This window comes from Serratia sp. JUb9, from assembly GCF_014298095.1.
In the GTDB taxonomy this organism is placed as follows: Bacteria; Pseudomonadota; Gammaproteobacteria; order Enterobacterales; family Enterobacteriaceae; genus Serratia_B; species Serratia_B rhizosphaerae.
The window spans coordinates 2,987,055-3,002,627 of sequence record NZ_CP060416.1 but is presented as its reverse complement, the minus strand read 5'-3'; the positions used below and the strand labels follow the sequence as shown (position 1 = coordinate 3,002,627).

Sequence of the window (15,573 nt, the reverse complement as noted above, 5' to 3'; positions counted from 1 at the left end):
GAATGTGATGAGTTATGATGAAATAAGGAGCAGCTTTGCCTATTCAAGCTATGCCTATTGTAGGAATATTCTTAATTTGCTGAATTCTGGTGGTAATCATTCGATTTGTGATACCTCTGATCAGGCATTTGCGTATGAATCATTAGAAGGATCGTTTGTTGAACCAATAGAGTGCCTCATGCTCGAGCTAGTTACTCTTATCTTTATGGCTGGTAGATGTAGTGATATAACAGAAAAATTTCACAAGGATATAATTTTAAAAATTTTATCCAAAAATGACTTATACGAAATGCTTAAGAATGTAACTGAAGACGATAAAAAAGAAATTGTAAACGATCTTCGGTTACTTGGGTTGATCGATAAACCTAAATGACGTGATCTCCGCGTGGATTTATGTGCTTTGCGCATGCAGGTGCTAGCTGAGGCAAAAAAGTAACACCGTAGGTCAGGATTGTCTGAAATCTAATGCCCTTACGAACGGCTCTTTGGAGCCGTTTTTGTTTGATTTTCTATACCGCATAAATGCAAATATGTTGATACGAGTGAAGGCTGTTTTAGAAGAGATGGCACCATGTGTTGATCTTTACTCAATTGACGAAAGTTTTCTCGATCTGAGCGGTATGCGCCTGGTGCGAGTGAGGGTACTTTGCGATACCGGTTTAACTGTTGACGTTGACATTACTCACTCGAAGACGTTTGCAAAGCCTGCCAATTATGTTGCGAAGGAATGAGAAAAACCGGTGGGTTGTAGACTTGTCATATCAAGAACGGCAGCGCAGGCTGCTTAGGTTGGTACCTGTTTCTGAAGCCTGGGGCATCGGCTGGCGTATATCAAAAAGCTTAATATGAGGGGGATCGAAACGGCGCTGCAGTTGGCTGACGCAAGCACGGTTAGGCTATGATCCGTAAGCACTTTAGCTAAAACCTTTTACCCTGTAGGTACTGCTGATTAACGTTGGCAGCCTACCGGATCCTCAACCATCCCTAAATGAAGGCAAAGTCGGTGCATATCAATGAACTAATAGCGAGCGCCGGACTCCAATGTGGATATAGGAATGTGACTCCATGGATGCGTGAATAACAGCAAGCCTGTTTTGGTTGCAAAAGTATACAAAGTGGATTGTTACTGCATGAAAAAATTGGCTTTTTACAAATTTATAATCGGGTGGGGCACGGCAAATCTGGCATACGCATTTGCATTTTTATGGCTGTTTATTGTATGGGTAATTGCATCACATACCGTTTTCCGTCATGAAGATTATTTTCATTTTAAAAAGATAATTTTTAATATTATTACCTACGGTTTCAACACCTGGCTGGATTTTGCTGCTTTGTACTCAACGATATTTGCCTTGTTATGGGCGCTGATTTCGGTTTATAGGCGTAAGTCCGTAAGCTGATAAATATTCTGGCTGATACTGTGACAATTATTAACCTTCTTCTAAGGCAAGGATCAGCCTTGGAAGTTACCGGCCTGGTCTCTGTTGTCATTCTGATGCGGTAGTGTTTTGGTAAATTAAGCGTTATGGTCACTTTTGTGAATAATCCCTTCCGGGGAAAACTGTGCAACCCATCATAAATATACCCGTTTGACTCTTCACGATATTCCTTATTTTTATTCTGGCACTGATTTTCTTGGCCGGTGTGGCTACGGGGAAATACTGTATGCGTCTGGCAATAGGATTTTTCATGCCATCTGCCTGCACTCTGTAAATGGTTATATCAATATTTATCTGTTAAGTAACAATGTCTTGCTGTAAGTGCTAATAGCATATTTTGTTAAGCGCCAGCGCTGGCGTACCCCTAACGTTTGCAGCGGGACTTGTTAAAAAGGATAAAACGATGCAATTACATTTTAAAAAACGCGTTGCCGTATGCTCAATGGCTGCTCTGTTGTTCTCCGCCTCCGGCGCATTTGCTGCGGAAAGTCATGGGTTTTTAACGCCTGAAACCGCACCTGACAGCCTGCAGATATTACCGCCGCCGCCGGCGGAGAATACCACGGCGTTTTTAAACGATAAGGCCGCCTATGAGACGGGCAAGACGCTAAAAGATGCGCAGCGTCAGGCGTTGGCGGCCAGCGATGCAGACTATAAAAATATCTCTGCCGCTTTTTCCGCCGCCTTTGGCGAAGAGATTTCGCAAGAGAAAACGCCGGCTCTCTATGCGCTGCTTCAGGGCGTCCTGCAGGACAGCCACGACTATGCGATGAGAGCCGCCAAGGATCACTATATGCGCGTGCGGCCTTTTGTGGTGTACAAGGACAGCACCTGTACGCCGGAGAAGGATAAATCGATGGCGAAAACGGGGTCCTATCCTTCCGGACACGCCTCATTCGGCTGGGCGACGGCGCTGGTGCTGGCGGAGATCAATCCGGCTCGCGAAACCGAGATACTGAAGCGGGGTTATGACTTTGGTCAGAGCCGCGTGGTGTGCGGCGCTCATTGGCAAAGCGATGTAGATAACGGACGTTTGATGGGCGCGGCAGTGGTGGCTGCGCTGCACAGTAATCAAGGTTTTACCGATGCGTTGGCCAAAGCCAAGGCGGAGTTTGGTAAACGGTGAGGTAGGGATTATTTGCTACTGAGAATGACAGCCCGCTTAGAGCGGGCTGTTGTTAATTTGCCGCCGCGTTTTATTGAGCGCAATAAATACGGGCTTCGCGTGGGGTATAGATGCCGAAGGTCACAATGCCCAGCAGGATATTCGGGAAGGTTTGCTGCACTTCGGTGCGTACCACTTTGTCTGCGCCGCCGCATACCGCAGCTGCATCAATGGCTTTCTTCTGGCCAATGCCGGAGACAAAGAAGTGGTGAGTGGTCGTCTGCTTAGGTACAGCGACAGTCTCGTGTTTCATGGTGAACGTTTGCTGTGCACAGCCGGTAACCGTCATGGCAAGCACTACGGCGGCGAGTAATTTTTTCATTATTTTCAATTCCTTTTTAATTAATCAATCAATATAAAGCGCGGGGATAATGCCACGCTTACAGAAATTTACAAGTGTGGGTGACAATAAATAGCGGGCGGGGCGGAGAAAAATGCCGCAGAACACAGGCGATAGTTCTCGGGCTTTCAACGCGGCAGCATGGCGGTGCGCCAGAGGGCAAGATGCGGCCGCAGTGCACGGTAATGTATGGCTGGCTTAGAACCCTTTTTTTTACTCTGTTTGTAACCCATTGATATTTAATGCTCGGATTGGCAGGTGAAAAAAAAAGGTATCGGCGGCAGAAAGGGGGAAAAGGCTTTAATTATTAAGCTGCTGAGCTTAAACTCTAACAGTTCACTGCCGTACAGGCAGCTTAGAAACTGAAGGAGTACCGGTGTGCAACAGAACTCAAGTTCACTGCCGTACAGGCAGCTTAGAAATTCACCCACACATACCGCCCGCGTGCCCGGCAGTTCACTGCCGTACAGGCAGCTTAGAAAGATGGAAGGGCGGGATGCTCGAGACAATGAGCGTTCACTGCCGTACAGGCAGCTTAGAAAACCGGCGCGCCGTCCATCTACGTGATTAACAGGTTCACTGCCGTACAGGCAGCTTAGAAAGCAGAACTAAACCGGCTCAAACAGCAGCAGGCGTTCACTGCCGTACAGGCAGCTTAGAAATATCTCAGATGGCGTCAGGTAGATGCTCAATCGTTCACTGCCGTACAGGCAGCTTAGAAAAGTGGGGGATCACTAAAGTCGATGGCGTGCCGGTTCACTGCCGTACAGGCAGCTTAGAAAAGTACGCCTGCGCATAGTTCCGCACACCCTTCGTTCACTGCCGTACAGGCAGCTTAGAAAATCAAAAGTAGCAGGGAATCAGAAGGCAAAGAGTTCACTGCCGTACAGGCGGCTTAGAAATGATTAAGATTGTCAAGGGAACTCCCCTGGTAGTTCACTGCCGTACAGGCAGCTTAGAAAACGCCCCGCGCTTCGATATTTCACTGACCATCTTTATTCACAGCAGCCTTATTGGTGGTATAAAATATTTTTATTGAAAACGCTGGTTTGCTATGGGATTGAATGAAATATGGAAGTGTTAAACAGAACATCCGCTGTGCTCAGCTTGCCGTTAACCATACTGTGTGTTTCATTCTCCTCGCTGACAATTATGGGAGAACACAACTCGCTGGTTGATGTTTTCCTGTCGGTGATTGTTTTTTTTGGTTTTCTTAATCTATTCCGGATAGCAGGAAAGTTGATCGCCTGGTTTAATGGGAACGCTAACCAGGCATAGACATGAAGCGAGCCTCTGCTATTTCTGCCGGTCAGATAAATAACGGGAACCCTAGGGTTCCCGTTATTTATTGGTCATTATCGCGTGGCGAAAGGGGATTAACGCCCATCCACGGCTGCCGGGCTGTCCGCCTCGGCCAGCGCATCCTCCAGCACCTCGAACAGGCGGTCGATCTCCTGGCGGGTGTTGTAATGCATCATGCCGATGCGCAACACGCCGCCATGCTCTTGCAGGTTGAGCTGCCGTATCAGTCCCTGCGCGTAAAAATGCCCGCTGCCGGCGCAGATATTATGCCGGCCTAACAACATGGCGATCTGCTCCGGCGAGAAGTCCTTAAAGGTTAAGGCAAAGGTCGGCGTGCGGCGCGTGCTGTCTGGTTCGGGGTAGCCGTAAAGCCGAGCGCCTTCCAGCTGTCGTAAGCGCTGCAGAAAATAGCGGCACAGATCTTCTTCATGTTGGTGGTAAGCGGCGAAACTCTCTTGCAGACGCTGCCTTAACGGTGCGCCCGGCGTGCCCCACTGTGCCAGATAGTCAATGGCCGCTGTGACGCCGGCCAGTCCCTCAAAGCTCTGGGTGCCGGTTTCAAAGCGTCCCGGGCCGATATCGGTTGCTGGCTCCACTTTATACGGGCGCAGGCGTTGTAACCACTGCGGGGCAATATAGGCCATACCGATATGCGGGCCGAAAAACTTATAGGCGGAGCAGACCAGGAAGTCGCAGCCCAGCGCCTGTACGTCGATCAGGTTATGCGGCGCATAGTGCACGGCATCAACGTAGACCTGTGCGCCGACCCGCTGCGCGGCGGCGGTAATGGCCCGGATATCCACCACGCTGCCGGTCACGTTGGATGCGTGCGTTACCGCCACCAGCCGGGTTTTGTCGTTGATCTGCGCGCACAGGCGCTCGGTGTCCAGCGTACAGTCCTCAGGGCGCAGCGGAATATGATGAACGATAGCCTGTTTATCCTCCGCCGCCTGCTGCCAGCTGGAGACGTTGGCGTAGTGATCCAGCGCAGTGACGATAATCTCATCGCCGGGCTGCCAGTCGCGGCTGATGATGCGGCTAAGGTGGAAGGTCAGCGACGTCATATTCATGCCGAAGACGATATTATCGGGCGAGGGGGCGTTTAGTAGCGCGCGTACCGATGCGCGCGCGTTATGCATCACCTGTTCCGTCATCTGGCTGGAAAAGTAGTGTCCGCCCAGGTTGGCGTTATAGCTGCCGAGGTAGCCGGTCATTTTTTCCAGTACGCTGTGGGAAACCTGGGAACCGCCGGGGCCATCGAAAAAGATCGCCGGCTTATCCTGATAGTGCTGCGACAGCGCGCCGAACTGCGCGCGCGCTCGCTCGGGGGTAAACGTCATGCGTGCTCTCTCCGTGCGGTCAGAATCAGCAGATCCAGATGTCCTTCTTCTCCCGGCGCCACGGCGGTGATCGGCGCGAAGTAATGCCAGAGCTTATTGTCCGCCAACAGCACGGTTTCACTGTCCGCCAGTACGCGCCTAAAGAACGGCATGCTGCGATTATCGTCGTACAGCATAACTTCACCGCCGACAATATTGTGCCGGTTGATGGAGGCCATGGCGATATGCTCGAAGCCGTCCTGATGGATCCCTTCCGGCGCCACCGGGGTCTCATTGTAAATCGCCACCACGCGCATCTGATGGATCTCTATTTTTGCGCCGTCGGGCAGGCCGTTAACGTCTGCAAACAGGGCACACATCTCCGCCATGCCTTCGCTTTGCAATACGGCGCTGTCAATCGGCTCGAAGTGGCGGACTACGTTGCCCTGAAAGTGGTTGAATTCATCCGACTGTACGAAGTTACGTTGCCCGATATCCTCAACCTGATTATTACGGAAGGTTATGACAGAGTAGCGGCGTAAGCGGTATTTACCATCCGCATGCTGGGTATGGGGTAAATCAGAAAACGACGGCATTAATTGCTGCGTAGCTTGACGGCTTAGGCTAGTCATACTTACTACATTCTCGTGTCCAGGTAACATAATCACCTCTAATATGAATTAATACTGACGTTATAGGGAGGAATTCCGATTAAATTGTAGACGACCCTGCGGCGATATCAATTTTGCGCCGATGTTACGGATCCGGGCTGGGCAGCGAAGGGGGGCGGAAACTGTAAACGAGGATGAACGATGCAGATATGGCGCGGCATTAAACGCCAGCCGCAGTGACATCGACGGTCGCAGCAGCGGTGGCGTTATGGCGCAATAACGGGGGAAACGGCAGCGATGCAGGCGTGGTCAGGCGCGGAGTTTTCTGCGCCAGATTTTCCACAGGGAAATGCCGGCGACGGCGACAATCGCCACCAGGTTAAGCGCGATGGCGACCGGTAAATATGCCAGATAGTCCAGTGATTCCATTGCCCACCTCCGATAAAAAAGGCCCGCAGGCCTTGTTATTAGATGTCGTCGTTGTTATTTGCGCCCAAGCAGGTAGCCAAAAACGACGCCGACGGCAGCGGCCACCGCCACGCCGGCCAGCGGGTTTGATTCCACCCGGTGTCTGACGACATCGGCGCCGTCGCGGACCGCATAACTGGCCTGCGAGGCATATTTACGGGCCGCACCTTTTATCTCATGCTCCGGTGAACCCGTGGCTTCACCAAACGCTTCTTGCGCAGCACCGGCAACTTCTTTTGCTTTATCTTCAGCTTTACCAAACATATTCGCTCCTTGTGATTGTAGGCCCAACACTGAGGATAGCAGAGCGTGCAAAGATTGCTCGCTGGCAAATGGCCGGGGGATGATGAATGACGTCGGGTAGTAGTAACGCTGGGCGGGCGCTGCTGCGCAGAAATTGTTCGGGGAGGGGTATCAGTGCCAGAAAAGAAAAAAGCCCTTCAAATAGAAGGGCAAAAATACAACAACACCAGGGAAAAGGTAATTAGATTACCTTCAGAAAGTATAGGTTTTTTGAGACATGAGTTTCAATATTTTAATTGATGCATAAATGCATCACTATGATGAATTTATATAGGTCATTAGGTGAATGAGGTTGGTGCAGGAATAGAGTAACGGGCGGTCTGGCAGATTGCCTGCGGATGGCCCGGCATATGCCGGGCCGGGGAAGCTAGTGGGGTGTGCGAAGAGATACCGTCGACAGCCGCGGTGTCTCCGCTGGCGGGACGGCGCACAGCGCGGCCTGTCCCCGTGTGGAATTCAATAATGAAAGCGATGCCGGCCTGCTCTGGTAGCTGTTATATAAATGAAAAATATTAAAAAAGAGAGAAAACATCAGCAGTAAACCAACGAGTAGCGCGGAGTAAAACAGTTTTTTTTTGATTTTTTTCCTGCTGCGTTTGTCGGGCGTGGGCGGATCGCCAGGCACCGGCGGCACCGGCGGGTGTAGATTAATTTCTTCTATCTGGATGACGTGAGAGATCCTCAGTCCTACTTTGGGAATGGTTTCAATAATATTTTTATCGATGCCCATATTTTTGATAATGCGACGCAATATACTCAAGCATTGATTGAGATTATTATTACTGGCCTGCAGACCGTATTCATCCCAGACTTTTTCCAGAATGGTCTCCCGCTCGACGATATGTCCTTTATTTTTGATCAGTAAGGTAAACAGTCTGGCTGCGGCGCTGGAAATGGCAACAATGCTATCAGCCTGGTTATGTCGGTAAAGTCCTGTATCTTCCGGACTAAAGATAATGCTCCCTTCAATGCGATAAATCACCTGACTCATCTCATGTGCTCTCCTGGAAAACGTATCGGTATTTCAATAAGAATAATCTTATGTGATTTCTTTGGGCTGTTTCTTGATCGTGAGCAAAAACGCAATGGCTAATTTATGTCGCGAAATAAGTTATATAATTTAGTGTGTGATAATAACATCCGGTGTTAATAATTAAATTATTATAAAACCAGCGCTAGTTTTTATCCGTGTATTTTCCCTGCGCGGATAAAACAGGAATGCCGGGTAGGGCTGGCCTACACTTAATGTATCGGCATGGCATGCTGAACGCGGAGGTCCGCAGCTGTTTGTCAGGGTAATACGGAGGGCAAGCAATCATGGCATATCAACATATTGTGGTAGCGACGGATCTGGGAGAAAACGCGACGCAGTTGCTGCAAAAAGGCGCCGAATTGGCCAGCGCGTTGCGCGCCAAGCTCTCTCTGATCTACATCGACATCCATCACACCGGCTACTACGCGGAGCTGGGGATCGGCGCTTACAATTATACCGATCAAAAATTCTCTGAGCGGGCGGCGAGCATTCTGGAGTCGTTCAGAAATCAGACGCCGCATCCTATTGCAGAAGTGATCATCGGCCGCGGCGAATTAAGCGAGGAGTTAAACAATGCGGCGCAGGCCAAGGGATTTGATCTGATTATTTTTGGCCACCACCACGATCTCTGGAGCCGTCTATTTTCCGCGACGCGCCAGGCGATCAATACGCTGCAGATAGACGTATTAGTGATCCCTATCGATAACTGATTGCCATCGCCGCCGCCAGGGAAGCGCCGGCGGTGATGCCATTTATTCCTATAAGCAATTAAACGCCTGCTTTTAATTTCATCCAGGGATAATAATATCAAGACGATAGCGGCCAAATAAGCGGTTTTGTTTAGCGAGATCATAGAAAATCTTTATTACCTCTTTTGGGTTATAAAATCGCACATTTTGTCTTTCCCGTCGTGATGTGCGGAATTACCCTGTGAATGATTATTAATTTTTATGATTAATGCGAAGTTAATTCACACGGAGGAGGTGTTATGCGCTTTGACAATAAAGTGGTGATCATTACCGGGGCGGGGAATGGTATGGGGGAAGCGGCAGCGCGCCGTTTTGCCGCAGAAGGGGCCACGGTAGTGCTGGCGGACTGGGCCATTGATGCGGTGGATGCGGTGGCGGCCTCGCTGCCGGCCGGTAAGGCCCATGCGGTGCATATCGATGTCTCCGACGCCGAGGCGGTAGAAACCATGATGAATGAGATCGCCGCGCGCTTCGGCCATATCGACGTACTGCTGAACAATGCCGGGGTGCATGTGGCCGGCAGCGTGCTGGAAACCAGCGTCGCCGACTGGCGGCGCATCGCCGGGGTGGATATCGACGGCGTGGTGTTCTGCTCTAAATTCGCGCTGCCGTATTTGCTGAAAAGCAAAGGCTGCATTGTGAATACCGCATCGGTCTCCGGCCTGGGCGGCGACTGGGGCGCGGCTTACTACTGCGCGGCGAAGGGCGCGGTGGTTAATCTGACGCGCGCCATGGCGCTGGATCATGGCGGCGAAGGCGTGCGGGTGAATGCCGTTTGCCCAAGCCTGGTGAAAACCAATATGACCAACGGCTGGCCGCAGGAAATCCGCGATAAGTTTAATGAGCGGATTGCGCTGGGACGCGCGGCGGAGCCGGAAGAAGTGGCGGCGGTGATGGCGTTTCTCGCCAGTGAGGACGCCAGTTTTATCAACGGCGCCAATATTCCGGTCGACGGCGGGGCGACGGCTTCCGACGGTCAGCCGAAAATTGTCTGAAGTGTAATAACGGCCCGGCTTGCCGGGCCTGTTTCTTTTAAACGCCGATCCGATCGCGCAGCGTGTAGTAAGCCGCGCCGATGGCGGTAAACGGAATTTGCAGGTTGCGGCCGCCGAAGAACGGCAGGTGCGGCAGCTTGGCGAAGGCGTCGAACCGTTCCGCATCGCCGCGCAGCAGCTCGGCGATCAGCTTGCCCGCCAGATGGGTACAGGTCACGCCGTGGCCGCTGTAGCCCTGCATGTAATACACATTATTCTCCAGACGGCCAAACTGCGGCATGCGCGACAGCGTCAGCAGGAAGTTGCCGGTCCAGCGATAGTCGATGCGTACGCCTTTGAGCTGCGGGAAGGTTTTCAGCAGTTTGGGGCGGATCAGGTTGTCGATATCGTCCGGGTCGCGCGCGCCGTAGACCACGCCGCCGCCGTACAGCAACCGGTGATCGGCAGTAATACGGTAATAATCCAGCAGGTAGTTACAGTCCTCCACGCAGTAATTTTGCGGGATCAGCGACTGGGCCACCTCCGGCGCCAGCGGCTCGGTGGTGACCACCTGGGTGCCGCAGGGCATGCTGCGCTTGGCCAGCCGCGGCTCCAGCTTATCGCCGAGGTAGGCGTTGCCGGCGACGATTACATAGCGGGCGCTGACCTGGCCGTGGGCGGTGCTGACCAGTGCCGGATCGCCGTGGCGGATATTGGTGACCGCCGACTGCTCAAAGATCCGCCCGCCTTGCAGGCGGATGGCTTCCGCTTCCCCCAGCGCCAGATTCAGCGGATGAATATGCCCGCCGCTGTGGTCGAGCAGCGCGCCGACGTAGCGATCGCTGGCCACCTCCTGGCGGATGCGGTCGGCGTCCAGCAGCTCCAGCTGGGTATTGCCGTAACGCTCCCAGTGGCCTTTCTGCTCGATCAGCATGTGGTACTGCTTGTTGTTCAGCGCGGCGAAAATCCCGCCGGGACGGTAATCGCACTCGATGGCGTAGCGTTTGATGCGGCTGCGGATAATCTCCGCCCCTTCAAACATCATGCTGCCCAGCAGGCGGGCGTTGTCGGCGCCGTAGCGCTGTTCAATCACGTCGATATCGCGGCTGTAGGAGTTGACCAGTTGGCCGCCGTTGCGGCCGCTGGCGCCAAAGCCGATGCGCGCCGATTCCAGCACCACCACGTCGTAGCCGGCCTCCACCAGAAACAGCGCCGATGAGAGGCCGGTATAGCCGCCGCCGACGATGCAGACGTCGCACTCGATGGATTCATTCAGCTGCGGATAGGGCTGATGCGGGTTGGCGCTGGCCGCATAGTAACTTTTTACGTGTTCGGTCATCTTTTCAATCCTTATTCCAGCGAAATCCAAGTGGTTTTCAGTTCGGTAAATTTGTCCAGCGCATGTAACGATTTGTCGCGGCCATTACCGCTCTGCTTGTAGCCGCCGAAGGGCACCGTCATATCGCCGTCGTTGTAGTTATTGATAAATACCGAGCCGGCCCGCAGCTGGCGAGCCAGGCGATGAGCGCGTGACAGATCGCGCGTCCACAGCGCAGCGCCGAGGCCATAGTCGCTGTCGTTGGCCAGTTCGATGGCCTGCTGCTCGCCGTTGAACGGGGTGACGGCCAGCACCGGGCCGAAGATCTCTTCGCGCGCCACCTGCATGGCGTTATCCACCTGGGTCAGTACGGTCGGGCCGAGGTAGGCGTCATGCGGGCCGTTGCCGCGCCCGTCAAGAAACAGCGTTGCCCCTTGATCGAGCCCTTGTTTAATAAAGTCGGCGACTTTGGCGCTGTGCCCGCTGTCAATCAGCGTGCCCATCTGCGTGTCGGGATCCAGCGGGTTGCCGGGCGCAAAGGCGGCGGCGTGTTTGTGCAGCGCCTGCAGGAACGGCTGTTGAATGCTCTCTTCCACCAGCAGACGCGTGCCGGCGATGCAGACTTGCCCCTGATTGTAGAAAATGCCCGCGGCGGCGGCGCGCGCCGCTTTATCAATATCCGGGCAGTCGGCGAAAATGATATTGGCGCTTTTGCCGCCGGCCTCCAGCCAGACGCGCTTCATATTGGATTCGCCGGCGTAAACCATCAGCTGTTTTGCCACCAGCGTCGAGCCGGTAAAGGTCAGGGCATCGACATCGGGATGCAGCGCCAGCGCCTTGCCGGCGTCATGGCCAAAGCCGCTGATGATATTGAGGACGCCGTCCGGCAGCCCGGCCTGCTGAGCCAGCTGGCCGAGGTAAATCGCGCTCAGCGGCGATTTTTCCGATGGCTTCAGCACTACGCTGTTGCCCGTCGCCAGCGCCGGGCCGAGCTTCCAGCAGGCCAGCAGCAGCGGAAAGTTCCATGGCGTAATGGCGCCGACGACGCCGACCGGTTCACGTTCAATCAGGGCCAGCGCATCGGCACCCGTCGGGGCGATTTCGCCGTACACCTTATCAATGGCTTCGGCGTACCAGCGCAGGCAGCGGGCGGCGCCCGGTATATCATCCCGCAGGCTGTGGCGGATTGGCTTGCCGGTGTCCAGCGTCTCCAGCAGCGCCAGGGTTTCCGCATGCTGCTCTATCTGCTCCGCCAGCGCCAGCAGCACGGCTTTGCGCCGGGACGGCGCGGCGCGCGACCAGTCGCCGCGCTCAAAGGCGGCGCGTGCGGCGCTGACCGCCAGCCCGACATCGGCGCTGCCGGCGCGGGCAGCCTGCGTCAGTTCGCGCTGCCCGGCAGGATCCTCCACCGTAAAGGTGCCCCCTTCAGCGGCCGGCTGATAGCGGCCATTAATAAACAGTCGGTTCTCAATAGTCAGGGCCTGTGCCCGTTGCTGCCAGTACTGCAAGTGGTGGAAATCCATACCTTGCTCCGTTAATCAGAATGTCGTCGGCGTATGCGCGCTGACGATGCGGCAAATGCGCGTTGAAGTGTTGCTGAAGCTGTGGGGAATACCGGTGTTGATGGCGTAGCTCTGGCCGGCGTTCAGCGCGTAGTTCTGCCCGTTGACCTGCAGCACCACTTCGCCTTCCAGCAGCGTACCGATCTCTTCCCCTTGGTGTTTAATGCGTTCACCGGTGGTGGTGCCCGGCTCGTAGGTCTCTATCATCATCGCCAGCGTGCGGTTGGGGTCGCCGTTATGGATCAGTTTCATCGAGACGCCCTGGCTGCCGATTTCAATCAGATTTTCCTGGTCGATCACAATTTGCGGTTCAGCCGGCTTTTCCGGTTCGGCAAAAAATGCCGACAGCGACAGCCCGTAGACCGTCAGCAGCTTCTGCAACGTGCTGATGGCCGGGCTGACCTTGTCCTGTTCGATGGTGCTGATCGCGCTGTGCGTCAGTCCGGACAGCTCCGCCACGCGGCGCTGCGACAGGCCGAGCTGCTGACGGATTTGTGCCAGCCGTTTTCCCGGCGCCAGACTGATTTCGCTCATGGGCGTGGTTCCTTGCGATACGCCCGGCAGGCGTCGATAAACCCGGCAAACAGCAGACGCGAGAGGGCGTATTCGTCGCTGTTCCACTCCGGGTGCCACTGCACTCCCAGAGCAAACGGCTGGTCACGAATGCTGATGGCCTCGACTAGCCCGTCGGCGGCGTGCGCTTCGACGCGCACGCTGGGGCCGAGGGTTTTGGCGCCCTGACCGTGCAGCGAGTTGACCCAGAAGCGGTTGCAGTCCGGAATCAGCTGCGACAGCAGCCCGCCTTCGCGCACGATGACTTCATGGGCGGGGGCGTACTGCTGCTCCAGCGGCAGTTCATGATCTTCGCGGTGCTCCTGCAGTTCCGGCAGTTCATACAGCCGGCGGTGCAGCGTACCGCCGGTCGCCACCACCATTTCCTGCATACCGCGGCAGATGGCGAAAAGGGGAATGCGCCTGTCGAGCGCCAGACGAATCAACGCCAGGCTCAATGCGTCACGGCCGGGATCGGCGTCAGGCTCATCGCCGTTTTCACCATAAAGGTGCGGCTGCACATTACTGGGGCTGCCCGGCAGCATAATGCCGTCGAGGCGCGGCAGCAGATCCGCCAGAATTTCCGGCTCCGCCAGGGCGTGCGGCAGGGCGACCGGCAAACCGCCGGCGGCCAATACCGCATTCAGGTACTTTTCTTGCAAGGTCTGCGTTGGATGCTGCTTTAACCTGTGGCGACACATCACCACGCCGATAACTGGTCTGTTAAATATATTGCCCATTGTCTTCCCCTTGGCCTGTTCGAAATTATGAACGAGATGGCGTAAAAGTAGCCTTTTTGTTCAATATTAACTAAATCTAGCAGCGGGGTGGGCAATATTCAAACCATAATTAACACTTGAAAAACATTTTTGTTGCATCTATGTTTCATTGAGTGGAAATTATATTGAGCAGTACGGTCGTAATCATCGATAGCAACCTCAACAACGGCGGGTGACTCATGCAGACCAATATCGTAGCAGTGGAAAACTTTGTGCAGCACAATGAAGAACGGCGAAGTACCACCTTCCAGCGGGAGGTGAATCATTATCTGGAACGTTATCCCTTAACCCAGCATATTGATGTCCTGCTGACCGATCTGAACGGTGGTTTCCGCGGCAAACGCATTCCGGTGGCGGGCTTGAACAAATTGGAGAAGGGGTGCTATTTTCCGGCTTCGGTATTCGCCATGGATATTCTGGGTAATGTGGTGGAAGAAACCGGGCTGGGGCAGGAACTGGGGGAGCCGGACCGGGTATGCGTGCCGGTGCCGGGCACACTGACGCCCTCCGCCAGCGACCCGCAGTATATCGCCCAGGTACAGCTCACCATGTTGGATGAAGATGGCACTCCCTTTGACGTTGAACCACGCAATGTGCTGAACCGGATTTGGCAGCGTTTGCGGCAGCGCGGGCTGGCGCCCGTGGTAGCGGTAGAGTTGGAGTTCTATCTCATCGATCGCCAGCGCGATGCGGAAGGCTATCTGCAGCCGCCGTGTGCGCCGGGTACTCAGGAGCGCAACACCCAGAGCCAGGTTTATTCGGTCGATAACCTGAACCATTTTGCCGAGGTGCTGAGTGAAATCGATGAGCTGGCGCGGCTGCAGGGCATCCCGGCCGACGGCGCGGTGGCGGAAGCCTCACCCGGCCAGTTTGAGGTGAATCTTCATCATACCGGCGACGTCCTGCAGGCCTGCGACCATGCGCTGGCGCTCAAGCGCCTGATCCGCACGGTGGCGGAAAAGCATCATATGCAGGCCACCTTTATGGCGAAGCCCTATGAAGAGCATGCCGGCAGCGGGATGCATATCCATATCAGCATGCTGGACGCCGACGGCGAGAATGTGTTCGCCGATGAGCAGGGCGAAGATTCCGCGTTGCTGAAGCAGGCGCTGGCGGGGATGATCGCGCTGATGCCGTCCTCGATGGCGCTGCTGGCGCCGAACGTCAACGCCTATCGTCGCTTCCAGCCGGGGATGTACGTCCCGACCCAGGCTTCCTGGGGGCATAACAACCGCACCGTGGCGCTGCGTATTCCCTGCGGCGATCGCGACAGCCACCGGGTGGAATACCGCGTGGCCGGCGCGGATGCCAACCCGTATCTGGTGATGGCGGCGCTGCTGGCGGGCATTGTGCACGGCCTGGAAAACCCGCTGCCGCTGCCTGAACCGGTCACCGGCAACGGTCTGGAGCAGGAAGGGCTGCCGTTCCCGATCCGCCAGAGCGACGCCCTGGCCGCCTTTGCGCAGCAGCCGCTGTGGAAAACGTTGCTTGGCGAGCGCTTCAGCCATGTGTATCTGGCCTGTAAAAACGATGAGCTGCTGCAGTTTGAGCGTCTGATCACCGAAACCGAGATTGAGTGGATGTTGAAAAACGCCTGATCTGCTTAATGTCACGCACCGCGCGCGTCTGGCGCATTTCGCCGGCTCTCCTGTGGCCGGC

At 54.7% G+C, this 15,573-nt stretch carries 15 protein-coding genes and 1 CRISPR repeat array; of the genes, 6 read left to right on the top strand and 9 right to left on the bottom strand.

Features of this window, described 5'->3' with window-relative positions; genetic code table 11:
- The first annotated feature begins 7 nt into the window (after positions 1-7).
- The 3 genes from imm2 to HF675_RS14250 all read left to right on the top strand — a co-directional run bounded on the left by imm2 (position 8) and on the right by HF675_RS14250 (position 2,565).
- Positions 8-373 (top strand): Imm2 family immunity protein, encoded by a 366-nt coding sequence (gene imm2, locus HF675_RS14260; protein ID WP_187043273.1) that lies wholly within the window; start codon positions 8-10, stop codon positions 371-373.
- Positions 374-1,073: 700 nt separating this feature from the next.
- On the top strand, positions 1,074-1,400 hold the full coding sequence (locus HF675_RS14255; RefSeq protein WP_187043272.1) for a hypothetical protein: 327 nt from the start codon (positions 1,074-1,076) through the stop codon (positions 1,398-1,400).
- A 442-nt stretch (positions 1,401-1,842) separates the two neighbouring features.
- On the top strand, positions 1,843-2,565 hold the full coding sequence (locus HF675_RS14250) for a phosphatase PAP2 family protein (RefSeq protein ID WP_187043271.1): 723 nt from the start codon (positions 1,843-1,845) through the stop codon (positions 2,563-2,565).
- 70 nt (positions 2,566-2,635) lie between these two features.
- Here the strand turns inward: HF675_RS14250 and HF675_RS14245 are convergent, their stop codons facing one another.
- The 5 genes from HF675_RS14245 to HF675_RS14225 form a co-directional block, all read right to left on the bottom strand.
- Positions 2,636-2,926 carry a Bor family protein gene (locus tag HF675_RS14245; RefSeq protein WP_105230775.1) on the bottom strand — a complete coding sequence of 97 codons (291 nt, stop codon included), beginning with the start codon at positions 2,924-2,926 and terminating at the stop codon, positions 2,636-2,638.
- 352 nt (positions 2,927-3,278) lie between these two features.
- Positions 3,279-3,906: direct repeats of the CRISPR family, unit length 28 nt; unit sequence GTTCACTGCCGTACAGGCAGCTTAGAAA.
- A 414-nt stretch (positions 3,907-4,320) separates the two neighbouring features.
- Complete coding sequence (locus HF675_RS14240) at positions 4,321-5,586, bottom strand: cysteine desulfurase-like protein (RefSeq protein WP_105230778.1); 1,266 nt, start codon at positions 5,584-5,586, stop codon at positions 4,321-4,323.
- Positions 5,583-6,161, bottom strand: a complete 579-nt coding sequence (locus HF675_RS14235; protein WP_232251658.1) for a 2OG-Fe dioxygenase family protein — start codon at positions 6,159-6,161, stop codon at positions 5,583-5,585. Before HF675_RS14235 ends, HF675_RS14240 begins: the two co-directional genes overlap by 4 nt.
- 498 nt (positions 6,162-6,659) lie before the next feature.
- Positions 6,660-6,908, bottom strand: coding sequence for a CsbD family protein (locus HF675_RS14230; RefSeq protein ID WP_105230780.1), 249 nt, complete (start codon positions 6,906-6,908; stop codon positions 6,660-6,662).
- Positions 6,909-7,314: 406 nt separating this feature from the next.
- Complete coding sequence (locus tag HF675_RS14225; protein ID WP_187043270.1) at positions 7,315-7,938, bottom strand: winged helix-turn-helix domain-containing protein; 624 nt, start codon at positions 7,936-7,938, stop codon at positions 7,315-7,317.
- Positions 7,939-8,264: 326 nt separating this feature from the next.
- Between HF675_RS14225 and HF675_RS14220 the strand changes: the two genes are divergently transcribed.
- Positions 8,265-8,690 carry a universal stress protein gene (locus HF675_RS14220; protein ID WP_105230782.1) on the top strand — a complete coding sequence of 142 codons (426 nt, stop codon included), beginning with the start codon at positions 8,265-8,267 and terminating at the stop codon, positions 8,688-8,690.
- Positions 8,691-8,968: 278 nt separating this feature from the next.
- The gene (locus HF675_RS14215) at positions 8,969-9,724 is read left to right on the top strand and encodes an SDR family NAD(P)-dependent oxidoreductase (protein WP_105230783.1); all 756 of its coding nucleotides are present in this window, start codon (positions 8,969-8,971) and stop codon (positions 9,722-9,724) included.
- Between the two features lie 37 nt (positions 9,725-9,761).
- Here the strand turns inward: HF675_RS14215 and HF675_RS14210 are convergent, their stop codons facing one another.
- Genes HF675_RS14210 through puuD form a run of 4 tightly spaced genes read right to left on the bottom strand, consistent with a single transcriptional unit; the run spans position 9,762 to position 13,875 of the window.
- Positions 9,762-11,042, bottom strand: coding sequence for an FAD-binding oxidoreductase (locus tag HF675_RS14210; RefSeq protein ID WP_187043269.1), 1,281 nt, complete (start codon positions 11,040-11,042; stop codon positions 9,762-9,764).
- 11 nt (positions 11,043-11,053) lie between these two features.
- The gene (gene puuC, locus HF675_RS14205) at positions 11,054-12,544 is read right to left on the bottom strand and encodes an aldehyde dehydrogenase PuuC (protein ID WP_187043268.1); all 1,491 of its coding nucleotides are present in this window, start codon (positions 12,542-12,544) and stop codon (positions 11,054-11,056) included.
- A 15-nt stretch (positions 12,545-12,559) separates the two neighbouring features.
- Positions 12,560-13,117 carry an HTH-type transcriptional regulator PuuR gene (gene puuR / locus HF675_RS14200; RefSeq protein ID WP_105230786.1) on the bottom strand — a complete coding sequence of 186 codons (558 nt, stop codon included), beginning with the start codon at positions 13,115-13,117 and terminating at the stop codon, positions 12,560-12,562.
- The gene (puuD, locus tag HF675_RS14195; RefSeq protein WP_105230787.1) at positions 13,114-13,875 is read right to left on the bottom strand and encodes a gamma-glutamyl-gamma-aminobutyrate hydrolase; all 762 of its coding nucleotides are present in this window, start codon (positions 13,873-13,875) and stop codon (positions 13,114-13,116) included. Before puuD ends, puuR begins: the two co-directional genes overlap by 4 nt.
- Before the next feature lie 218 nt (positions 13,876-14,093).
- On the opposite strand from puuD, the gene HF675_RS14190 reads away from it, so the two are divergent.
- Positions 14,094-15,512 (top strand): glutamine synthetase family protein, encoded by a 1,419-nt coding sequence (locus HF675_RS14190; RefSeq protein WP_105230788.1) that lies wholly within the window; start codon positions 14,094-14,096, stop codon positions 15,510-15,512.
- Positions 15,513-15,573: the final 61 nt, after the last annotated feature.